This is a genomic window from Aureibaculum algae (assembly GCF_006065315.1).
GTDB classification, from domain to species: Bacteria; Bacteroidota; Bacteroidia; order Flavobacteriales; family Flavobacteriaceae; genus Aureibaculum; species Aureibaculum algae.
Window position 1 is genome coordinate 2,618,738 of sequence record NZ_CP040749.1, and the last position, 23,132, is coordinate 2,641,869.

At 32.5% G+C, this 23,132-nt stretch carries 21 protein-coding genes; 14 read left to right on the forward strand and 7 right to left on the reverse strand.

What is annotated here, in order from left to right; all coding sequences use genetic code 11:
* Positions 1 to 223 precede the first annotated feature (223 nt).
* From FF125_RS10885 to FF125_RS10910, 6 genes are read right to left on the reverse strand one after another with little or no spacing between them, the layout of a single operon-like run.
* Complete coding sequence (locus FF125_RS10885) at positions 224 to 901, reverse strand: type 1 glutamine amidotransferase domain-containing protein (RefSeq protein WP_138949794.1); 678 nt, start codon at positions 899 to 901, stop codon at positions 224 to 226.
* 31 nt (positions 902 to 932) lie between these two features.
* On the reverse strand, positions 933 to 2,093 hold the full coding sequence (locus tag FF125_RS10890) for an iron-containing alcohol dehydrogenase (protein ID WP_138949795.1): 1,161 nt from the start codon (positions 2,091 to 2,093) through the stop codon (positions 933 to 935).
* Positions 2,094 to 2,105: 12 nt separating this feature from the next.
* Positions 2,106 to 3,104, reverse strand: a complete 999-nt coding sequence (locus FF125_RS10895; protein ID WP_138949796.1) for an NADP-dependent oxidoreductase — start codon at positions 3,102 to 3,104, stop codon at positions 2,106 to 2,108.
* 13 nt (positions 3,105 to 3,117) lie between these two features.
* Positions 3,118 to 3,750 (reverse strand): NAD(P)H-dependent oxidoreductase, encoded by a 633-nt coding sequence (locus FF125_RS10900; protein ID WP_138949797.1) that lies wholly within the window; start codon positions 3,748 to 3,750, stop codon positions 3,118 to 3,120.
* Between the two features lie 18 nt (positions 3,751 to 3,768).
* Positions 3,769 to 4,431, reverse strand: a complete 663-nt coding sequence (locus FF125_RS10905) for an NAD(P)H-binding protein (protein WP_138949798.1) — start codon at positions 4,429 to 4,431, stop codon at positions 3,769 to 3,771.
* 9 nt (positions 4,432 to 4,440) lie between these two features.
* Complete coding sequence (locus FF125_RS10910) at positions 4,441 to 5,025, reverse strand: TetR/AcrR family transcriptional regulator (protein WP_138949799.1); 585 nt, start codon at positions 5,023 to 5,025, stop codon at positions 4,441 to 4,443.
* Between the two features lie 324 nt (positions 5,026 to 5,349).
* Here FF125_RS10910 and FF125_RS10915 point away from each other — a divergent pair, with 324 nt between their 5' ends.
* From FF125_RS10915 to FF125_RS10965, 11 genes are all read left to right on the forward strand, one after another.
* The gene (locus FF125_RS10915) at positions 5,350 to 6,612 is read left to right on the forward strand and encodes a DUF2130 domain-containing protein (protein ID WP_138949800.1); all 1,263 of its coding nucleotides are present in this window, start codon (positions 5,350 to 5,352) and stop codon (positions 6,610 to 6,612) included.
* Positions 6,613 to 6,833: 221 nt separating this feature from the next.
* The gene (locus tag FF125_RS10920; protein WP_138949801.1) at positions 6,834 to 8,162 is read left to right on the forward strand and encodes a TolC family protein; all 1,329 of its coding nucleotides are present in this window, start codon (positions 6,834 to 6,836) and stop codon (positions 8,160 to 8,162) included.
* 73 nt (positions 8,163 to 8,235) lie between these two features.
* A complete protein-coding gene (locus FF125_RS10925) occupies positions 8,236 to 9,438 on the forward strand; it encodes an efflux RND transporter periplasmic adaptor subunit (RefSeq protein ID WP_138949802.1) in 1,203 nt (400 codons plus the stop codon).
* A 6-nt stretch (positions 9,439 to 9,444) separates the two neighbouring features.
* Complete coding sequence (locus FF125_RS10930; RefSeq protein WP_138949803.1) at positions 9,445 to 10,188, forward strand: ABC transporter ATP-binding protein; 744 nt, start codon at positions 9,445 to 9,447, stop codon at positions 10,186 to 10,188.
* A gap of 2 nt (positions 10,189 to 10,190) precedes the next feature.
* A complete protein-coding gene (locus FF125_RS10935; RefSeq protein ID WP_138949804.1) occupies positions 10,191 to 11,411 on the forward strand; it encodes an ABC transporter permease in 1,221 nt (406 codons plus the stop codon).
* An 18-nt stretch (positions 11,412 to 11,429) separates the two neighbouring features.
* A complete protein-coding gene (locus FF125_RS10940; protein ID WP_138949805.1) occupies positions 11,430 to 12,734 on the forward strand; it encodes an Lcl C-terminal domain-containing protein in 1,305 nt (434 codons plus the stop codon).
* 18 nt (positions 12,735 to 12,752) lie between these two features.
* The gene (locus FF125_RS10945) at positions 12,753 to 13,151 is read left to right on the forward strand and encodes a DoxX family protein (RefSeq protein ID WP_138949806.1); all 399 of its coding nucleotides are present in this window, start codon (positions 12,753 to 12,755) and stop codon (positions 13,149 to 13,151) included.
* A gap of 16 nt (positions 13,152 to 13,167) precedes the next feature.
* The gene (locus tag FF125_RS10950; RefSeq protein ID WP_138949807.1) at positions 13,168 to 14,205 is read left to right on the forward strand and encodes a sensor histidine kinase; all 1,038 of its coding nucleotides are present in this window, start codon (positions 13,168 to 13,170) and stop codon (positions 14,203 to 14,205) included.
* A 3-nt stretch (positions 14,206 to 14,208) separates the two neighbouring features.
* Entirely contained in the window at positions 14,209 to 14,943 is a 735-nt protein-coding gene (locus FF125_RS10955) for a LytR/AlgR family response regulator transcription factor (protein ID WP_138949808.1), read from the forward strand.
* A 123-nt stretch (positions 14,944 to 15,066) separates the two neighbouring features.
* Complete coding sequence (locus FF125_RS10960) at positions 15,067 to 15,366, forward strand: hypothetical protein (protein ID WP_138949809.1); 300 nt, start codon at positions 15,067 to 15,069, stop codon at positions 15,364 to 15,366.
* Positions 15,367 to 15,596: 230 nt separating this feature from the next.
* Entirely contained in the window at positions 15,597 to 16,247 is a 651-nt protein-coding gene (locus FF125_RS10965; protein WP_138949810.1) for a DUF6515 family protein, read from the forward strand.
* 62 nt (positions 16,248 to 16,309) lie between these two features.
* Here FF125_RS10965 and FF125_RS10970 read toward each other — a convergent pair whose 3' ends face one another.
* A complete protein-coding gene (locus FF125_RS10970) occupies positions 16,310 to 18,607 on the reverse strand; it encodes a type IA DNA topoisomerase (RefSeq protein ID WP_138949811.1) in 2,298 nt (765 codons plus the stop codon).
* Positions 18,608 to 18,834: 227 nt separating this feature from the next.
* Here FF125_RS10970 and FF125_RS10975 point away from each other — a divergent pair, with 227 nt between their 5' ends.
* From FF125_RS10975 to FF125_RS10985, 3 genes are all read left to right on the forward strand, one after another.
* Positions 18,835 to 19,950, forward strand: coding sequence for a DUF7486 family protein (locus FF125_RS10975; protein ID WP_138949812.1), 1,116 nt, complete (start codon positions 18,835 to 18,837; stop codon positions 19,948 to 19,950).
* Between the two features lie 129 nt (positions 19,951 to 20,079).
* Entirely contained in the window at positions 20,080 to 22,590 is a 2,511-nt protein-coding gene (locus FF125_RS10980; RefSeq protein WP_138949813.1) for an outer membrane beta-barrel protein, read from the forward strand.
* A gap of 139 nt (positions 22,591 to 22,729) precedes the next feature.
* A complete protein-coding gene (locus FF125_RS10985; RefSeq protein WP_250629562.1) occupies positions 22,730 to 23,083 on the forward strand; it encodes a hypothetical protein in 354 nt (117 codons plus the stop codon).
* Positions 23,084 to 23,132: the final 49 nt, after the last annotated feature.

Here is a 23,132-nt window from a genome sequence, read left to right on the forward strand (position 1 = left end):
GTCTTTAATAATGATTTAAATGTAGAGATCTCCAACGTTTACAATGATAACAAAACGATTATAAGGAAGTTATAGTATAATGTATTCCATTTTTTTCGGGATTTTAAATGGTTTCAATTGGGATTATAAATCAGAGTAATTACCAACTATAGCTAAATACAGCTCATAAAAAAAAGGCTGCCTAAATTGAGACAACCTTTTTAATAATATGAAATGATTCTATTTATTTCAAGCTTGCTAATAACTTTTCAGCCACTAACTCAGATGAAGCAGGGTTTTGACCTGTAATTAAATTCCCATCTTGTATTGCATAAGGAGCCCAATCTTCTACGTTTGAATAAAATGCACCATGCTCTATAAGCATATCTTCTACTAAAACAGGTACTACTGCTGATAAGCCAACTGTAGTTTCCTCTGAATTTGAAAAACCAGTAACTTTTTTACCTTCAACCAATGGATAACCTTCTGAATTTTTAACTTTCATTAGGGCTACGGGAGCATGACATACAAAAGCAATAGGTTTGTGTTGACTATTAAACTTTTCTATTAATGCTACTGAATTAGCGTCATTCGCTAAATCCCATAAAGGACCATGACCACCAGGATAAAAAACAGCATCAAAATCATCAGCATTCATATCTGCCAATACTTTTGTATTTGCAATTTTATTTTTGGCTACATCATCATTATTAAAACGTTCTGTGTCTTTTGTTGCAGCATCTGGTGAATCACTACTTGGATCTATAGGAGCGGCACCACCTTTTGGAGTAGCCAATGTAATATCAGCTCCTTTATCTAATAATGTGTAATATGGATTTGCAAATTCTTCAACCCAAAATCCTGTTTTTTTTCCTGTGTCTCCCAATTTATCATGAGAGGTTAATACAAATAATATTTTCATTTTTTTTATTTTTTATATGTTATCCTTAAATTTAGTACGCCATTTTTACAATTTTTTCAACCTTGTCAGGTGATAACGTTTTATATTCACCTAAACCTAACCAACCACGATCTGTAAAACGTTGTGCTATTTTTTCAGCAGTACCTTCATAATCTTTAGTGTAATCAGATAATTTTGTGTCAATACCTAATTGATGAAAAAAGTCAACTGTTTTTTCAATTGCAGCATATGCCTTATCATCGATACTTCCTTCCGTTATATTCCAAACACGTTCACCATATTGTGCTAATTTTTCTTTTTTAGCCTCAAAATTATACTTGTAATGACTAGGTGCAATTACCGCCAAAGTACGTGCATGATCTATACCAAACAGAGCTGTAAGTTCGTGTCCCATAGCATGAACGGCCCAATCGCTTGGTACTCCTTGTTGAATTAATCCGTTTAAAGCCATTGTACAACTCCACATAAAATTAGATGCGGCGTCATAATCCGTTGGATCTTTCATTACTTTAGGTGCCACTTCTACTAATGTTTGTAAAATACTTTCAGCAAATCGATCTTGAAGTAATGCACCTACCGAATAGGTTAAGTATTGTTCTAACACATGCGTAAACGAATCTGCTAAACCATTTGCCAATTGACGTGTTGGAATTGAAGTAATAACTTGAGGGTCTAGTATTGAAAATATAGGAAATAAGCCTGGACCGCCCATTGCCAATTTCTCTTTGGTTTCAGATCTCGTAATAACAGAACCAGAATTCATTTCAGAACCTGTTGCAGGTAATGTTAACACCGTACCAAAAGGCATTGCTTTTTCTGTTCTGATACTTTTAGATAAAATATCCCAAGGGGTATCACCTTCATATAAAGCAGCCGCAGATAAAAATTTGGTACCATCTATAACAGAACCACCACCAACGGCTAATAAATAAGTGATTTTCTCCTCTTTTATTACTTTCAATGCTTTCAATAATACAGCATATTCTGGATTGGCAGGTATACCACCAAACTCAATTATATCTACATCTGCTAATGCCGATGTTACTTGTTCGTAAATACCATTTTTCTTAATACTTCCTCCACCATAGAGTAATAATACTTTGGCATCTTGAGGAATTTCATTTTTTAGTTTTTCTATTGAACCTTTTCCAAAAATAATTTTGGTAGGGTTTCTAAATTCAAAATTGTTCATCTTCTTATTTTTTTAAATTTTTACAATCATTTTCCCTTTGTTTTTACCTTCAAATAAATCGATAAAAGCTTGAGGTATATTATCAAAACCATCTACAATAGTTTCTGTATATGTCAACTTACCATCAGCTAACCATGTTGACAATTGTTTCATGGCTTCTGGAAATTTATCCGCATAGTTAGAAACAATAAAACCTTGCATTAATGCACTGTTTTTCACTAAGAAGGGTTGTACACTAATACTTTTAGGCAATTCTTTGTTATTATAAACAGAAATGGCTCCACAAATAATCATTCGTGCAAAGCGGTTAATGTTGAAAAGAACGGCATCTGAAATAGGACCACCGACATTATCGAAATAGATATCTACACCGTTCGGTGCTGCTTTTGCAATGTCTGCGTTCATATCTTTACTGGTGTTGTAATTGATACCCGCATCAAAACCAAATTTGTTTTTCAGCATTTCTATTTTTTCATCTGTACCTGCAATACCAATTACCGTTAGACCTAGAATTTTTCCTATTTGTCCTACCACACTACCTACGGCACCAGCAGCACCTGAAACGACTAATGTTTCTCCTGCTTTAGGTTTACCAATTTGTTCTAAACCTAAATAGGCAGTTAAACCGGTCATCCCTAAAACACCTAAATACGTACTTAAAGGAGCTTTTGAACCATCTACTTTTAACAAGCCATCACCATTAGAAACTTGTTTGGTTTTCCATGCTAACATTCCCGAAACAAAATCGCCAACTGCAAAATTTTTATTCTTAGATGCGATTACTTTTGCAATAACACCTGATTGTATGGGTTTGTTTAATTCAAAAGATGGAACGTATGATTTAGCAGCACTCATTCTTCCTCGTAAATAAGGATCTACAGAAACGTATGTTGTTTCTAAAAGTAGTTCCCCTTCTTTTATATTTAAATCAGATTCCTCTGAAATAAATTCAAAATCTGACATTGAAGGTGTTCCTTCTGGTCTGTTTTTTAATAAAATTGTTTTTATCATGATCGTTTTTTTTTTATTCTATTACAGTCACTAAATCACCCATAGGTTTTCTAACCTTTTCAAGATTTACCAACCAATCTTCATCTTGTTTTCTGTACCCTAATGGTAACATTACAGCACTACGTAATCCTTTTTCTCTTAACCCTAAAATCTCATCTACAGCAGCAGGATCAAAACCTTCTAATGGTGTGGAATCTACGCCTTCAAATGCCGCAGCAATAATAGCTTGTGAAAATGCTATATATGCTTGTTTGGCAGCGTGGTTAAAGTTTTCTTCCGCATCTTTTTGTGGATAGGTACTTAGTAGCATTTTACGATAATTTTCCCATCCTTCATTTTTAAATCCACGAATATCATTTGTAAGATCGAACATATAGTTGATTCTACCTTCTGTATAAGTATCCCAAGCAGCAAAAACAAGTAGGTGAGAGCAGTCTGTTATCACAGATTGATTCCATGCCACAGGTCTTATTTTTTCTTTAATAGCTTGATTTTTAATAACAATAATTTCAAAAGGTTGTAAACCACTAGAGGTCGGTGCTAAACGAGCCGCTTCTAATATTCGTTCAATTTTGTCTTCAGCTACTTTTTCGCCATTCATTGCTTTTGCAGCATATCTCCAATTTAATTTGTCTAATAATTCCATTTAATTAATTTTTATTTACTATTTTTTTGCTAATTTTTTAATATCGTCTGAAGTAATTATTACTTCCGCATTACTTGTTCTATTTGCTAAATTCAACATTGCTTGTGCAATGCTTTCCGGATTTATAATTTTATATTGTTTAAATTTGCCAATAAATAAAGGTTGTATAATTTTAAAAACAATCAAACTCACTTTTTCTACGATTCTTCTTTCTTTTCGTTCTCCACCTATTAAGGAAGGGCGTAAAATATAGGTATGCATTATAATTTGCTCCAACACCTCATGTTCCATTTCGCCTTTTGTTCTATTATAAAACACACTACTTTCTTTATTTGCTCCCATAGCTGATATCACTAAAAAAGTAGTAATATTATTCTCTTTTGAAAGCTTTGCCGCTGCAACCGGAATTCCATAATCTATCTGTTTATATAATTCTTTGTCAGGTGTTTTTTTAGCAGTTGTACCAATACAACAATACACTTCATCTCCTTTAAAATCTTCTTTAAACTGTTCTAAGTTCAAAAGGTCTCCTACAAATTGGGTTACTTTATTAGGTAAACCTTCGATTTTAGTACGAGAAAACAATTTGATAGTATCATACCTGGTATCCTCCAATAATTTATGAAGTAAAATATTACCAGTTAAACCGGTAGCTCCTAATAGTATCGCTGTTTTTTTCATGTGAAAATTTTATTTACATTCTTTTATGCTACTCCACGCTGATTGATAAGCTTCTTCAATATGTGTTTTATCCAATTGAAATGCTCCTCGTTTTTGAATCATCATCAAAAAAGATAATGGATTTATCGAATAGGCAAATAAAAGGTAATCTGAAATGTTTTTAATAATACCTTCTTTTTTTCCTTTTTCCCATAAATCGAGTAGGGGTTGTAAATGTTTAATTCCTTCCTGTCTGCTTGGTTCATCAATCATCGGAGTATTATCACACTGAGCTAAAAACATAGCGTTTTCACATTCCTTAAGCTTAAAATCTGCAATCCGCTTCCAGATTAATTCAAAACCTTTTTCCACAGACATATCTTCCTTATACGTTGCAAATGCATAGTCTGTATATTCAGATTTTACTTTTAAGTAGGTCTGATTGACAAGATCTTGCTTGTTTTCAAAATAAATATAAATGGTAGCAGGTGATACATTTGCCATTTTCGCAATTTTACTCATAGGTGTTGCGTGAAAACCATTATTATTAACCAACTCAATTGTTGCTTTAATAAGAGCATTTTGCTTATCTATACTTTTCTGAAGTTTAGCCATGATATTTATAATTATTGGACAAAGTTATGAAAAAAGAATGAACATTCATTTTTATTAATAAACATTTAACATTGTTGATCCAATGGAGTAGTGACCCTTTTTTATTTATTTAAATATTTTGTACATTTCGAAACTATCTTTAAAAGATAATTTCAAAGAACTCATTAGATTTATCATGATTAATAAATGACCCCTTAATATTGAGTCTATTGAAGTTAAACAGTAAATTACCAATGGAACAGAGGTAAAACAAATTGTTTTACTTGTTATATAAATTTTATAAACAGTAATTTTGAAGGTCAGATAAAACAAACTAAAGTTTAAATGAAAAACGAAACGCAAATAAAATGCCCCAATTGTGGCACCTCAATAGATGTTCAAGATATTTTATCACATCAATTAGAAGAAGAAATAAAACAAAAATACCAGTCGCAAATTGCTGAAGAAAAGAAGAAGTATGAGCGTGAACAAGATAAATTAAAACAAGAAAAGCTTGATTTTGAACAAAAGAAAAAGAAAGAAAATCAATTATTCCAAGAGCGTTTAGAAAATCAACTTAAGGCAGATAAGAAAGAAATAGAAGCGAAATTAAAACTAAAATTAAAAGAGGAACAATCCGAGCAATTTGATGCTTTGCAAAAAGAATTAAATGAGAAGTCTGAGCAGGTAAAAGAACTAAATCGATCTAAAGCTGAGATTGAAAAACTAAAGCGTGAAAAAGGAGAATTAAAAGAAGCTGCTGAAGCTGAAGCTCAAAAAAAGCTTAATGAAATCCTTATCAGTGAAAAGGAGAAAATTAAGAAACTTGAAGAGGACAAAAATGAATTGCGTTTCAAAGAAATGCAAAAGCAATTAGAAGACCAGAAAAAGCTTACCGAAGAAATGAAACGCAAGCAGGAACAAGGTTCCATGCAATTGCAAGGAGAAGTGCAAGAATTAGCAATAGAAGAGTGGTTGGCATCAAAATTTCCTTTAGACACCATTGAAGAAATAAAAAAAGGAGCAAGAGGAGGAGATTGTATTCAAATTGTTCATTCTAGAACTGAACAAAACTGTGGTACTATTTATTATGAGAGTAAACGAACTAAAGATTTTCAACCGAGCTGGATTGAAAAATTTAAAGCTGATATACGAGATCGTGGTGCAAACATAGGCGTTCTAGTAACTGAAGTTATGCCGTCTGATATGGATAGAATGGGCTTAAAAGATGGTATTTGGATCTGTAATTATGATGAATTTAAAGGTCTTTGTACCGTTTTAAGAGAAGGTATCTTACAAGTAAATAATGCCATTATTTCGCAAGAAAATAAAGGTGACAAAATGGATTTACTTTATGACTATCTTACCAGTAGTACTTTTAGAATGCAGATTGAGGCTATTGTAGAAGGCTTTACTCAAATGAAATCTGATTTAGATAGTGAAAAGCGTTCCATGCAAAGAATTTGGAAACAAAGAGAAAAACAAATTGAAAAAGTGGTTACCAATACCATAGATATGTATGGTTCTATTAAAGGAATTGCTGGTAATGCCATACAATCTGTAAAAGCTTTAGAATTACCCGATGGTGATGATGAATTAGACTTATAATCTAATTAAAAGAGATACTAAAAACAACTAGAACCTTTCGGTAAGTCTTATAATATTTCGTTGTAAATCCGCTCTTTTTTTAACACATTCCCATATACCAAAAAAATATCATCGATAGAAATAAGCCTTTGGTATAGACAATAAGGCTAAACTTCTATTACTCTTTTATAAAAATAGATTTAGTATCACATTTGTAGTGTAAAATAAAAATACACACAAAAATGAAATACTATTTTTTTATAGCATGCCTACTATTTAGCCTGTTTAGTTTTGGACAAGAAGCGACAAGTAATTCAACGAAAGTATGGTCGTTAGAAGAGTGTATAACCTATGCGTTGGAACATAATATTACGATAAAAGATGCCGCCTTAAACACCTCAATTGCCAAGGTAGATTATAGTAAATCTAAATCTTCTAGATTACCTAATTTATTTGGTAGTGCATCGCAAAACTATTCTAGTGGTACCAGCATAGACCCCATCACAAGCGATTATGTTTCTGATCAAATTAACAGCACCAATATTGGTATCAATAGCTCTATGACCTTATTTCAAGGAAATCAATTAAACAATCAGATTAAACAAAATAAATTGTTCCTAGATCAACGGATATATTTAGAAGAAGTTGAAAAGAACAACATTCAGTTAAATATCTTAGAAACGTATTTACAAGCTTTATATAGTAAAGAAAGCGTAACTATTGCCGAGAATAATTTAAAAGCATCAGAACAAGAAGTTATTCGTGCTAAAACACGTCTAGATGCTGGTACTATCGCCTTAAACGATTATACCGATGCTCAAAGTCAAGCCGCAACTAACAAATACAATGTTATTGCAGCAAAAAATGACTACCAACAATATATCATCGCCTTAAAACAGTTACTAGAATTAACACCTTCAGATGAATTAGAAATTGAAACTATAAATGAGAATATAGAATTAGTAAATCTTGAACTTAATCAGGTTGAAATTTACAATAAGGCCTTAAAAACCTTACCAGAAATTAATGCAAGCAACTTAAATATTGCTGCTAATGAAAAAGAATTAGAAATCGCAAAAGGTGGTTTTTTACCGTCATTATACCTGTCAGGAAGTTTAGGGTCTGGCTATACCAGTATTAATGACAATACTTTTGCAGATCAATTTGATGTCAATTTTAACCAAAAACTGGGGCTTTCGTTAACGATACCAATATTTAATAAAAATCAAACCAAAGCTGCTGTACAGACTGCAAAAATAAATATTGAAAAAGCTGAAATACAAAAGCAAAGTACGCAAAAGGAAGTCTATCAAAAAATAGAAACGGCGTATCAAAATACATTATCTGCTCAAGAGCAATTAGTGGCCGCTGATGCCTCTAAAGTAGCTGCTGAACAATCATATAAACTAGCCTTAAAAAAATACGAACTAGGAGATTTAAGTACTACTGATTTGGTAATTAACCAAAATACATTCACCAATGCACAACAAAATTATTTACAAGCAAAATACTTAAACATTTTATACCATCAATTATTACAATTTTATCAAGGAAACGATATTAAACTTTAATCAACCACTAGAACGGTTAATAGCAAACAGTACCGAAGCCTCGGGATTCAATAAAAAAATTAAATATAAACACATGAAAACAAAAAGAAAATTAATTATAGCTAGCATAGCCACAGTAGTTTTAGCTATTGTAGTCTATAGTTTTATAAGTAGTGACGATGCTATCGTAATAGAAGCCAAAACGGTTGTGGCAAAAACTGCAAATGTAACCACTACGGTAACTGCTACTGGAACCATTGAACCTATTACACAAGTAGAAGTAGGGACACAAGTATCTGGCGTTGTAGAAAAGATATATGTAGATTATAATAGTGTGGTAAAAGAAGGGCAGTTGATTGCAGAATTAGATAAAACGAACCTACAAGCTACCTATACACAAAACAAGGCAGCGTATGATAATGCCATTACCCAAAGAAATTACTTGCAAACCATTTACAATAGACAAAAAACCTTGTATGATAATCAAGTAATTAGTAAATCTGATTATGATGATGCCACCTATAATTTACAGACAGCAAAAGGTACTGTAACCGAACGTCTGTCAGATTTGCAAAAAGCACAAACGAATTTAAGCTATGCCAATATTTATTCACCTATTGATGGAGTTGTTTTATCGAGAGCAATTGATGAAGGACAAACAGTAGCGGCTAGTTTTAGCACACCTACGTTATTTACCATAGCACAAGACTTAAAAGAAATGCAGGTAGAAGCAGATGTAGATGAGGCAGATATAGGCGGTGTAAAAGAAGGTCAACGTGTTGAATTTACAGTAGATGCTTATGTAGGTGAAACGTTTAATGGAGTTGTTACGCAAGTCCGTTTAGACCCAACAGTAACGTCAAACGTTGTGACATACACTGTCGTTATTAAAGCTGAAAACGAACATTTAAAACTGAAACCAGGGTTAACAGCAACCATATCTATATTTACCTTAGAGTTAAATGATGTGTTAACAACGGAAGCAAAAGCCATTAATTTTACTCCTGAAAAGGAAACATTAACTGCTTATAATATACAACATAATTTACCAGAAAGTACACGTAGTACTAACAAAACCGATAAGACACTTTGGGTATTAGCAAATAATGGAGAAATAATACCAAAAACGGTAACACTTGGGGCTAGTGACGGTGTAAATGTTCAAATTTTGAGTGGTGTTACACAAGATGAAAAATTAGTCTATAGTTTAAAAGGAGTGGCTAAATCGGAAGCTAGTGCTAGTGGCACAAACGAAAGTCCATTTATGCCGCAGAGGCCAGGAAGCAAAAAAAAGTAAGCAATCATGAGTAAAGAAATTATTAAAATAGAAGATTTAAAACGTGAGTTTACCATGGGAACCGAAACGGTTCACGCGTTAAGAGGTATTTCATTTTCCATAAAAGAAGGTGAATTCGTTACCATCATGGGCTCAAGTGGATCTGGTAAAAGTACCTTATTAAATATCTTAGGATGCTTAGATCAACCCACTGCTGGAATCTATGAGATTGATAATGTACGCGTAAAAGAACTTAGCAGAAACGAATTGGCAACCATTAGAAATGAAAAAATAGGATTTATTTTTCAATCGTATAACTTATTAGCCAGAACATCTGCTTTAGAAAATGTTGAACTACCACTATTATATAATAGTAAAGTATCAACTGAAGAACGAAGAGAAAGAGCAATTAAAGCACTAGAAATGGTTGGTTTGGGCGATCGGATGGATCATACACCTTCACAACTCTCTGGTGGTCAGCAACAACGTGTAGCCATTGCCAGATCGTTGGTAAATAACCCGGTTATGATTTTGGCTGATGAAGCCACAGGCAATTTAGACACACGAACCTCTTACGAAATTATGTCTTTATTTCAAGACTTAAATAAAAAAGGAATTACGATTACTTTCGTAACCCATGAACCTGATATAGCTACATTCAGCAATAGAACCATTGTTTTAAAAGATGGAAATATTATTCAAGATTACAAGAATGATAAGGTGCAATCTGCCGCAGACGAATTAGCAAAATTACCTAAAGAAGACGATTAATTATGAGACTTTTAAATTTAATAAAAATCGCTTTTAAAGCGATAGTTCTTAACAAAATGAGAACATTACTTACCATGTTAGGAATTATTATTGGTGTGGCATCAGTAATTGCCATGCTTGCCATTGGTGAAGGTTCTAAAGAAAGTATTCGGACTACAATTTCAGCGATGGGTTCTAATATGATAACGGTTAGACCAGGATCTGATGTAAGAGGTGGTGTTAAGCAAGAGCGAAGTGCTATGGAAACATTAAAACTTACTGATTATTATGCTATTAAAGAACAAGCAAGTTTATTAACATATATAACACCAATGGTTAATGGAGGAGGACAAGTTATAAATGGATCTAATAACTGGCCATCAACAATTTACGGAGTGAATTCTGATTATTTAAAAATCAAATTAGTTGATTTACAAAGTGGAAGTATGTTTACTGATTCCGAAGTACAATCGGCTTCCAAAGTAGCCTTGATTGGTCAAACTGTTGTAGATAACATATTCCTAGATGGTGAAGACCCTGTTGGAAAAATGATACGCTTTAATAGTATTCCTTTTAAAATAATTGGTGTTTTAGAAGAAAAAGGAGAAAATACGTTTGGGCAAGATCAAGATGATGTGGTTATTGCACCCTATACCACAGTGCAAAAAAGAATTTTAGCAATAGACCATTTAGAATCTATTATAGCATCTGCTATAAGTGAAGATCAGGCACCCGAAGCAGTTACTCAAGTTTCAGAAATTTTAAGAAAACAACACAAAATAACTGAAAATGAAGAAGATGATTTTCATGTTCGTTCTATGGAAGAGTTAATTTCTACTTTTAGTTCTACCAGTGAAATGCTTACTATTCTGTTAGTGGCAGTGGCTAGTATTTCATTATTAATTGGTGGTATTGGTATTATGAATATTATGTATGTATCGGTTAAAGAACGAACAAAAGAAATAGGACTCCGTATGGCTGTTGGTGCAAAAGGAGCGGATATTTTAATGCAATTTTTAATTGAAGCCATTTTAATAAGTATAACTGGTGGTCTCTTAGGAGTAATGTTAGGGCTTGGAGCGACAGTATTTATTGAAAAATTCTTAAACTGGCCAACAAGTGTCGCATTGTATTCCATTGTTATTTCTTTTGCCGTATGTGCAGTTACAGGTATCTTTTTCGGATGGTATCCTGCAAAAAAAGCAGCTGCTTTAGACCCAATTACAGCATTGCGTTACGAATAATAAATTAATAATATTATAATGAAAACTTTTAAAAACAACTCCCTTTTAGCTATTACTATAAGTTTGCTTTTTGTCACAAGCCTACAAAATTGCAGTGATAAGAAAAAGGAATTGAAAACGGTTAAAACTGAGGTAAACAACTATGCACAAATTGCAACCGGTCAAATCTACGCATATGGTGAAGATGGACAAGTAATTGCAACGTTGCAACAAGGTGATTCACTTTTTGGTCAAGATGCAAATTATTTAAAGGGCAAGAAGATGTCTTATCAAAAAAGTGATAATGGTGTAACAACGGATCTAAACTCGGGATTGATGTGGCAAGAAATTCCTACTTCTGAAGGATTTGATTGGCAAGGTGCAAAAGAGTACTGCGAAAATTTAGAGCTTGGTGGATATGATGATTGGAGATTGCCAACCGCTAAAGAATTATTCTCAATTAGTGATTTCAGTGAAGGGTGGCCTTATTTAGATACCACTTATTTTTCGCTTGTTAATACTGATTTTGTTGATAAAAGCGAACAATATTGGACTAGTAATACATATGTTGGTCATACAGAAGAAGGGGGGTATACGGCTGCATTTGGTGTAAACCATGCTACAGGACATATTAAAGCGTATGCAGGAGAAGAACCAAAAGACATGAAAGACCGAAAAGGACCACCTCCAAGTGGTGAAAATTCACAAAAACAAGAAAGACCAGAAGGTGAAGATACAGAAGGTAACCGACCGCCACCTCCAAGGAATGGAGAAAAACCAATGGGCAATCCAATGTTAAAACATGTTAGAGCTGTACGCGGTGATACTTATGGAATCAATGAATTTGTAGATAACGCCGATAAAACAATTACTGATAAAGCAACAGGATTAATGTGGTCTAAAATGGATAGTCAAAAAGGTTTAGATTGGAAAAATGCTTTACACTATGCTGAAAAATCAGAACTAGCTGGTTATTCAGATTGGCGGTTACCAAATGTTAAAGAATTACAAGGTATTGTAGATTATTCATTTGCTCCAGATGCCAAAGATACGCTATATGATGGTCCTGCTATTGATCCCATTTTTAAATGTTCAGAAATAAAAAATGAAAATGATGAAATAGATTATCCTTACTTTTGGACTAGTACTTCAGCACGGTTTCAAAAAGGGAAACCTTATTACTATGCTTGGTATGTTGCTTTTGGTAGAGCTGTAAATAATCAAGGGCATGATTTTCATGGAGCAGGAGCAGTGAGATTTGATACGAAATATAAAAACGGACCTGCAAGTGAAGGTGGTGAAAGGTTTAATAATTATGTTCGTTTGGTGAGAAATGTAGAGTAATCATTCAAATTAAAAAAGATGAAAAAAGATATAGACTTCGGATTGTTGCTATTAAGAATAGTGATTGGAGGATTAATGCTATTTCACGGAGTTGCAAAATTAAGTAACCTAGATGGAATTAAAAATATACTTACGGAAGCTGGTTTATCAACTATGATAGCATATGGTGTATATATTACAGAATTAATAGCACCTCTACTCATAATGATTGGATTTAGAATTAGATTAGCTTCATTAGTCTTCTTCTTTGGTATGACTGCAGCTCTAGCTTTGGCACATTCAGAGGATCTTTTTGCTATATCAAAAACAGGAGCACTAGAAATTGAATTACTTTTGTTATATGCATTCGGAGGATTAGTGTTCTTTTTTACGGGTTCTGGACGCTATGCGGTGACTACTTCAAATAAGTGGGATTAATCATAAATATTATAAAATGCATAAAAATAAAAAAATAACAATTTTTTCGCACTTACTAGTGTGGATAGTCTTATTTAGTATGCCATATGCATTGACATATGGACAAGACCAAGAAATTAATAAAGTAATTATGCATTTTTGGATACCACTAGGTTTCTATGCAGTTATCTTCTATCTCAATTATTTTGTATTGATAGATCACTTTTTATTTACTAAGAAAACAATTCAGTTTATTATTTTAAATGCGGTGCTTATTGGTGTTTTTTTACTTTTAAAAGAACAAATTGAGAATAATTTCTTTCAAGATATTGCAAAAAAACGAGTTGATGGACCTGATAAAAACGGCCCTCCATTTAAGATGTTTATTTACGTACAAATGTTATCTTATATGGCACCTTTACTTTTTTCAATTGCCATAAAAACAACCAAAAGATGGGTTAAAACGGAAGCGGAACGTAAAGAAGCTCTTAATTTTAAGTTACAATCTGAATTACAGCATTTACACTACCAATTACAACCTCACTTCTTTTTTAATTCATTAAATAATATTTATTCCTTAGTTGATATTTCACCAGACCAAGCAAAAAAATCGATACATAGCTTAAGTAAGTTAATGCGGTATATGTTATATGAAACCAATTTAGAATTGGTACCACTTTCAAAAGAAATAGATTTTATGAGAAAATATATTGATTTAATGAAATTACGTGTATCTGATAAAACGGTGGTTAGTTACAGTTTTCCACCAGAAGAGACTGATATTAAAGTAGCTCCATTACTCTTTATTTCTTTAATAGAAAACGCTTTTAAACATGGTGTATCAGCAAGTAAAGCGTGTGAAATTGAAATAAATATGACAAGAAATGCCAACACAGTTTTGTTTACTATTGAAAACGATAATTACCCTAAAAAAACGAATGATAAAAGTGGTTCGGGAATTGGACTTCAAAATTTAGAGAAACGATTGCAGTTGTTATATCCTAATAAACATAGCTTTAAATCAAGTGTGATAAACAATCGTTTTTTAGTACATTTAGAAATTGAAACCGCTTAAGTTATGAGTAACCTAAAAATCACCTGTATTATTGTAGATGATGAGCCTATGGCTTTAAACTTAGTAGAAAGCTATGTAAATAAAACACCTTTTCTAGTACTCAAAAAAAAATGCAGTAGTGCCATTGAAGCAATGGAGTTCATTAAAGAAACACCTGTAGATTTATTGTTTTTAGATATTCAAATGCCAGATTTAACGGGATTAGAATTTTCTAAAATGTTACCTAAAGAAACGAGAGTTGTGTTTACAACTGCCTTTGACCAATATGCATTAGAAGGTTTTAAAGTAGCGGCCTTAGATTACTTATTAAAACCATTTGATTACGCTGAGTTTTTAGCCGCAGCTAATAAAGCCAGTAATTGGTTCTCATTAATAAAAGGAAAGCAGCAAACAGAAGTTTCTGAAGAAAAAGAATTTCTTTTTGTAAAATCAGAATATAAACAACTGCGTATTAAACTAGCAGATGTAATGTATTTTGAAGGGTTAAAAGATTATATTAAAATATGGATAAAAGATAATCCGAAGCCCATATTAACCTTAATGAGTTTAAAATCATTACAGGAAGAGTTGCCAGAAACGCATTTTATGCGTGTACATCGTTCTTTTATTGTTTCCCTAAATAATATTGAAGTTGTGGAGCGTAGCCAAATTATAATCAATAACCAACGAATTACTATTTCAGAACAATACAAGCCTAAATTTTTAGCTTTTATAAACGATAATTCTCTTCAGTTATAATTGAATTTTGTTTTATCTATTGAAACATGTTATTGATAGATACAAAATGTCAACCGGTCTATTTCCTTTCCTTATTACAACGCGTAAATTTACCTTTGTGTAAATTTAAAAACAGTTTATAGTATGAGAAAAATCACAATGTCAGTAATAGTACTTATAACAATGGCAAGTTGTAATAGCCTTAAGAGTACAAATACATCATCAATTGCTGATGCGGCAACATTGTTAAGTTCAATGAGCTCCAACTCTACGGTGCAACAAATATCAAGTCTTTTTAGTTTATTAGATACTGATAAAAATAAAGCCATAAGTTCAACAGAAGCCATAGGATCTGTGGCAGATAATTTTAATGTATTAGATACTGATAAAAATTCAAGTTTAAACCTTACTGAATTACAAGGCTTACTAGGTTTATTAAAATAATTAAGCATTTTGTTATAAAAAAGAGAATTACTTTAGGGTATTTCTCTTTTTTTAAAAACAACTTAAGAGAAAAAATTGTTGAAGTATAGAGAATTTTCATAAACGTCGATAAAAAGTTACCATCTATCGATAATCCTATTTTTTGGCTTAAAAATTGAATTAGATTTAAACGATTAACAAAATTAATAGTCTAAGTAGTAAGAAGAAGTTAAATTTAAAAAACAGGAATTATGAACTTTTCAAAGAAAAATCACGAATACCAAAAATCAAATAATTATTTGGTGAGTAAAACAATATTAAAAGCATCAATCTTGACATCACTATTTTTGATGGCATTGACAACAGAAGTTTCAGCACAATCGAGACGAAGTAGTACCACTAAAAAAGTTACCAGAACGACAACAGTAAAAAAAGCGACACCAAGTAGAAGGATTTCTAGCACTAAGGTAACCTATAAAAGACCCACACGAAAAGTGGTGTCTGTACGGAATGTACCCAATAGAAAAGTGATTAATCATAACGGCCAACGATATTATTATAACAATAACAGGTATTATACCTATTCAAGAGGACGTTATATTGCTATTGCACCTAAAGTAGGGTTTAGAATTAGAACATTGCCTGCTCATTACAAAAGAGTACGTTTTAATACTTTCAATTATTTTTACGTGTCAGGTATATTTTACACACAACTAAATAATGAATATGAGGTGATAGATCCAGAAGTGGGAACCATAATATATGAATTGCCAGATGATTATGAAAAAGTAGTCATAGATGGACAAACTTACTATGAATACGCTAACATTCTTTACGAAAAAGTTCAGGTAGATGGCACAAGAGCGTACGAAGTGGTTGGGATTATAGAATTAGATAATTAAAAAAGATACATTAATATTTTGAGTTCGTTTTATAAGGCTTCATGTGTAACACATGGAGCCTTTTATTTTTTGCCGCTTAATATAGCATATACCAATTCCTTCGTCAATGGCTGTTCACCCGCTTTTTCTCTAATTTCTTTAAATGAGAATCTAAAATCACAGCCAGATTTATAAGCACTACAACCATAACTTTCCTTGCCTTTTATAATAGTACCTTTTTTACATTTAGGACAAATTAACGCATCAGAAGTTGGTTTTTTAGCCGTTTTCTTTTCTTCTAAAACCAAATTAAACTGGTCATCAAAACGGACGAGACCTTCAACAGTTCCATGATCAGATGTAAACCCTTTTAAGTTTACAGTAGATTCTTTTTGAAGTAACCGAATCAATTGTTTTTCTGATATTTTCTTCTCCATAAAGGAAAACGGAAGTACAAAATTACAGCCATTTTTGTAATTGCTACATCCATAAGCACTCTTACCTTTTAAGAGTGTTCCTTTTTTACATTTGGGACAAGTTTCTGCTGTAATTCCCGATACCTTTTTTACCTTTTTCTCTTTTTCGCGATTTTGAAGTACTGTATTTTGAGAAATGTTAGCACGTTTAGTTTCACTTCGTACTTCATAAACCAATTGATCTACCATACGTTTCATATTCTTTATAAAAGTACCCGCACTAAATTCTCCTTTTTCAATATCTTTTAATTGCTTTTCCCATTTACCCGTTAACTCCGCTGATTTTAACAATTCATTTTGAATGGTTTCAATCAATCGAATTCCCGTTACTGTCGGAATCAACTGCTTTTTATTTCGTTTAATATACTGTCTTCTAAACAGTGTTTCAATAATATTCGCTCTTGTTGATGGTCTTCCAATACCATTGTCTTTCATTAGATCTCTCAACTCTTCATCATCAACTTGTTTTCCAGCTGTTTCCATAGCACGTAGGAGGGAAGCCTCCGTAAATTGATTCGGTGCTTTGGTTTGTTTTTCCAAAAAAGATGGTTCATGTGGCCCTTTTTCACCCTTAACAAAATTAGGAAGCATACCACTTTCATTGCTTGTCGTTTCCGTATTTTTATTTTCAAAGACAACTCGCCATCCTTTTTTTAAGATTTCTTTTCCTGTGGTTTTAAAATTAACTTCTGCAGCTTTACCAATTACTGTCGTGTTTGAAACAGAACAGTCTTCATAAAAAACTGCTATAAAACGTCTCGTAATGATATCATAGACTTGTTGTTGATTGTATTGCAACGGAATTTGTACACCAGTTGGAATTATTGCATGGTGATCGGTTACTTTTTTATCATTAAAAACCCGTGTCGATTTCTTTATCTTTTTACCTAATAAAGGTTGCGTTAATTCTGCATATTTGGTTAGGTTTTTAAGAATTCCAGCTACTTTTGGATATACATCATTAGGTAGAAAAGTAGTATCTACACGAGGATAAGTAACTACTTTTTGTTCATATAATTTTTGGACTATTTTTAAGGTTTCATCTGCTGAAAAGCTGAATCTTTTATTGCAATACACCTGCAATCCTGTTAAGTCGAATAGTTTTGGTGCATAATCTTTTCCTTTCTTTTTCGTGGCCGAAACAATTTCAAACTCATCTTCCTTTACCTTATCCGCCAATACTTGTCCGTCTTCCATTTTAAGAAAACGACCTTCCTCATAACTAAATAAGGTATCACGATAAAGGGTTTGTAACTCCCAATAAGGTTGAGGTTTAAAGTTTTCAATTTCTAAGAATCGATTGACCACCATAGCCAAGGTTGGTGTTTGTACACGTCCTACAGAAAGTACTTGTTTGTAACCACCGTGTTTAACAGTATATAAACGTGTAGCATTCATTCCTAATAGCCAATCACCAATGGCTCTAGAAAACCCTGCATAATAAAGATTATCATAATCTTCTGAAGGTTTCAATTTTTGGAACCCCTCTTTTATCGCTTCGGTAGTTAAGGAAGAAATCCACAATCGCTCCACTTTCCCCTTATACCCCGCTTGATCTAAAACCCATCGCTGAATCAATTCTCCTTCTTGACCCGCATCCCCACAATTGATCACAACTTCCGCTTTATCAAATAGACTTTTAACAATATTAAATTGCTTTTGAATCCCTGTATTATCAACAACTTTGGTCATAAATTTTTCGGGAAGCATGGGTAGATTATTCAAATCCCAACTTTTCCAATGGGGTTTATAATCATTAGGTTCCATCAAGGTACATAAATGTCCAAATGTGTACGTAACTGCATATCCATTACCTTCATAATAACCATCATGTCTAGTTTTTGCACCTAACACTTCGGCAATTTCTCTGGCAACACTTGGTTTTTCGGCAATACAAACCTTCATTTAAATAATTGTTTTAAGCGATGCAAAATAATGATAAAATATAGTAGCAGCAAGAATAATTAAAGTTAAGGTCTACGATAAGAAAACAAGACCGAAATCATTTTTATCATAACTGATATAAATCATTGTGTTACAAATATTAAGATTATAAATTGAAGTAAAATTTAATTTTAATAGTAAAGAATATTTTAAACTATAATTTCAATAACAATGCAAAATTTATCAACATGAAAACCTCAAATCATATATCTCGTTTTTTTCAAGTAACCATTAGTTTTTTAGTCCTTTTGGTTTTATTTGTGCTCGTAAGTTTTAAAGATAGCGGAAAAGAAGCAGCTATTAATGATAAAGTACAACCCGCTCAAGATACGAAAGGTTTAATTGAGTCTGTATGGCATGTTAAAGGTATTTACCCTGATGGTCGGTTATTAGATATTATTGCTGTAGATGCTTACGGAGAATCTTATAAGGTAAAAGCCCTTCAAAAAGGAGATCAAAGAACACTTATGAGTATTAAGGCTTTGGTTAGTGATAAAATTATTCCTGTTAAATTATTGGTTAATGAAGGCAAACAGACTCCGCTTGTAGCCATAGCTAAAGATAGTACTGTATATCAAATTAAAGCGGTGGCACCCAATGGTGAACGTTTAAGTGTAAGGGGTGTATTACGTTCTGGAAATATCATTCATATAAAAGTAATAGGTAAAAATGGTGAATTCTATGGTCTAAAAGCAATTTCTCCTGAAGGTCAACTACACGATATAAAAGGAGTTAAAACTAAGAAAGAAGATTTAGAATATACCCTTTTTGGAGCCAATGTTTACGCCCATGTTAAAGCAATACCACAAGCTGCAGCCGCTGATGACAATTTTCTTTGGCATATTGTAGGAGTACATCCTGAAGGATATTTTCTGGAAGTAAAAGCTTTAGATGATAAAGGAAATACATTTGATGTCAATGCTATTTTAGATTCAGACCAACGAAGTTTAATAAACATAAAAGCTTTTAAAAGTGATACAGAAATATTGCCAGTTAAAATAGTGTCAAGTACAGATAATTATAAAACAGTAGCAGCCATAGGTGAAAAAGGATCTATTTACAAACTTGTTGCTATTGATAAAAATGGAGATCAATTGGAAGTAAAGGGAGTTCGTGAATTTGAGAATATAATTGATATAAAAGTAATAAATAAAGAAGGTGAATTCTATGGTGTTAAAGCCGTTTCTCAAGCAGGTCAAATGAATGATGTAAAAGGAATGAAAATGTTAAATGAACCTATTGAAATGAAAATAGACACCGTGGCCATATATGCACATGTAAAAGCTTTTCAACAAGTATATTAAGTAGATCAATAAGTGTTATTTTTTACAATTATATTACTACTTTTTTATATAAATAATTCTTTTTCGAATAGTGCATTACTATTCTAAAATGATTGTTAGTTTTGTCGGCAATTAAAAATTCAAAACTAAATGTCATTTAAAGAAAAGTTAACAGTGCTATTGTTACTAATTGTTGTGCAATTATCATTTGGACAAATTAAAGGAAAAATTGTAGATGCATCTGATAATTCTCCATTAGAATTTGCAACCGTAGCCCTTTTTAATTCTGAAGATGGTACTGCCATAAATGGTGTAATTACAGAAGCAGATGGTGCTTTTTCTTTCGCTAATATAAAAACAGGAACCTATTATATTGAAGCTTCATTTTTAGGTTATACCACACGTAAAATTAAAAGCATTGTGGTTTCTAAAAAGGGGATATTGGTAGATTTAGCTACTGTCAAACTAACGATGGGCAATGAATTGAATGAAGTAATAGTAAAAGGAGAAAAAGCGACCGTGGTTCATAAAATTGACCGTCAAGTATTTGATACTAAAAAATATCAAAGTAGTGAAGGCGGTAATGCTGTAGATATTATAAAAAACTTACCATCTGTTAGTGTAGATGGCCAGGGAGCTATTAGTGTTAGAGGAAGCCAAGGATTTGCTGTTCTGGTTAATGGTAAGCCGACGCAAGGTGATGCAAGTGCTATATTAGCACAATTACCAGCAAATGCCTTACAAAGTGTCGAATTGATTACAGCTCCTTCTGCAAAGTATGATCCGGAAGGAAAAGGTGGTATTTTAAATATTATTACCAAAAAAGGTGCTACTGATGGGGTTTATGCTCAAGTTAATGTGCGTGGCGGATTCCCTTCTATAGAACCTTATGATACGAAAGTTGATGCCCAACGTTATGGCATAGATGCTACTGTCAATAAAAGAAATGACAAGTGGAATCTTTCTTTTGGAGCCAGCTATCAACGAAATGATAAATCGGGTAGGCGAGAAGGCGATATGTTCATTGTTAACGATGCCGAAAATAAAACTACATTTCTCCCTTCTGATGGAGAACGAAGCTTCGATGAAATCACTTATAATGGCCGCTTTAATGTTGATTTTACACCCAACGATGCTGACACCTATTCTCTAGGTTTATTTGCAGGAAAACACACGAAAGATAGATTGGCTGATATAGTATATTACGATAATCATGCGGTTTCGCCTATTGGAAGTGACAACAGAATTTATACATTGCAATATTATAATCACAATTTAAGAATTAGAAAAGGAGACTTTGCCTTAGGTAGCTTTGACTATACTCATAAATTTAAAAACGAATCTAAAATAGCTGCGTCTATATTATATGAATACACTTTTTTAGGTGGCCCAACGGTTAATGACAATTTAGGATACCCCGATAACAATATTATTTATCAACAAGAGTATAATACCAATGACAATCCACTCTACGGTACGCGTATTAATTTAGATTATCAATGGAAACCGTTTGTTTTCGGAACCATAGAAACAGGATATCAATTTCGTAATTTAGATCACTCTGGAGAGTTTGTATATGAACGAAACGGAAATTTGGTCTCTGAATTTTCTTCAGATATTGAAATGAACAGAACCATTCATTCTGGTTATTTACAATTAACAGGAGCCAAAAACAAATGGGATTATGCTGCGGGCGTACGCTTAGAGTCTATGGATAGAACCTATGAAGAATCATTAAAAAGTGAAATTATGCCAAACCGTTACACATATGATTTCTTCAAAATATTTCCATCGGCATCTGTTCAATATAAAGTAAATGACAAAACCAATCTTAAGGCGGCATATAGCAAAAGGTTAGAACGCACTACTACTTTTAAAATGAACAGTTTTGCAGAACGTGAACATTCAGAGGTTTTTGAACAAGGTGATAACAAATTATTACCAGAATTTATCGACTTGGTAGAATTGGGTATCACAAAAAATATGGGGAAAGGTAATTCCGTATATGCTACAGCCTATTATAGGCATGTAGATAATGTTATCAATCGTGTCAACACCTTGGCTTATGAGCCGAATGGTGCTGTAATTGATAGTATTATTAATAGAGTGTATTCTAATGTAGGTAAGAGTAATGCTGTTGGATTGGAAATAGGAGCAACGATAAAGCCCACTAAAAATTGGACTAATTTTGTAGGTTTTAACATTTACAATTATACCATAGCTGGTGCTTTAAATTTCAACCATAGAGATGGTATAGAAAGAACCTATACCATTGATTCTGAATCAACTATTTATTCGGTCAATCTAAATTCTACCTATTCTTTTTGGCAAAATGCATCTGTTCAACTCTCTTTTAATTATTTATCAGATAGAAATACAGCAATGGGTGAAGATTCTAGATTTTATGCTCCAAATTTAACCCTTAAAAAATCATTTTTAGATAATAAGTTAACAGCAACATTACAATGGCAAAATATAGATATGGGCTTATTAAACACCAATGAGCAACGTATTACAACGTCAAGACCAGGTCAATTTTATACAACCACCAATTATGTTTATGAAGTAGATATGGTATCGTTAAACCTATCGTATACATTTAATGCAGCTAAGAATAAAGCTAAATTTATTGATAGTGAATTTGGAAAGCGAGAATTTTAGAAGGATTATCGTTTTACAAAATTCAGATAACTTTAACATTTTCTTATAGATTTCTATTTGGGCAAAAATTACACATTATATATTTTTGGGACTTAATAACAATGAATTTAAATAATATTAACTCTAAATTTTGTGTATAATGAAAAAAATGGTATTAACCTTTGCTTTAACTATATGTTCATTTACTTTGTTTGCAACGAACAATCCTGATGTGAAAGAAGGGGATGTTTTGAAGATAGGAAAACCAATTGTAAAGGAATATAAACATATAAAATTCCCAAAATCAAACTTTATAATTAAACGTGGTGGAATTGTAAGTTACCAAAACATAGTAGGTAGTTTGGTTCTGGTTACTGGAGTAAAAGAGAAAAAAGACGGGACTAAAATTGTGAAAATAAGTCGTAATGATGGTGGTCGTTTCTTTGGAAGTCATACTGTTGTTAAAGTAGATATTGACAATGCTTTAAAATCAGGTGAATTAATAGTTCATTAATTCAAGTTTAAATTATTAAGAGTTTTCCCTTTTTCAACTACGTCCTTTT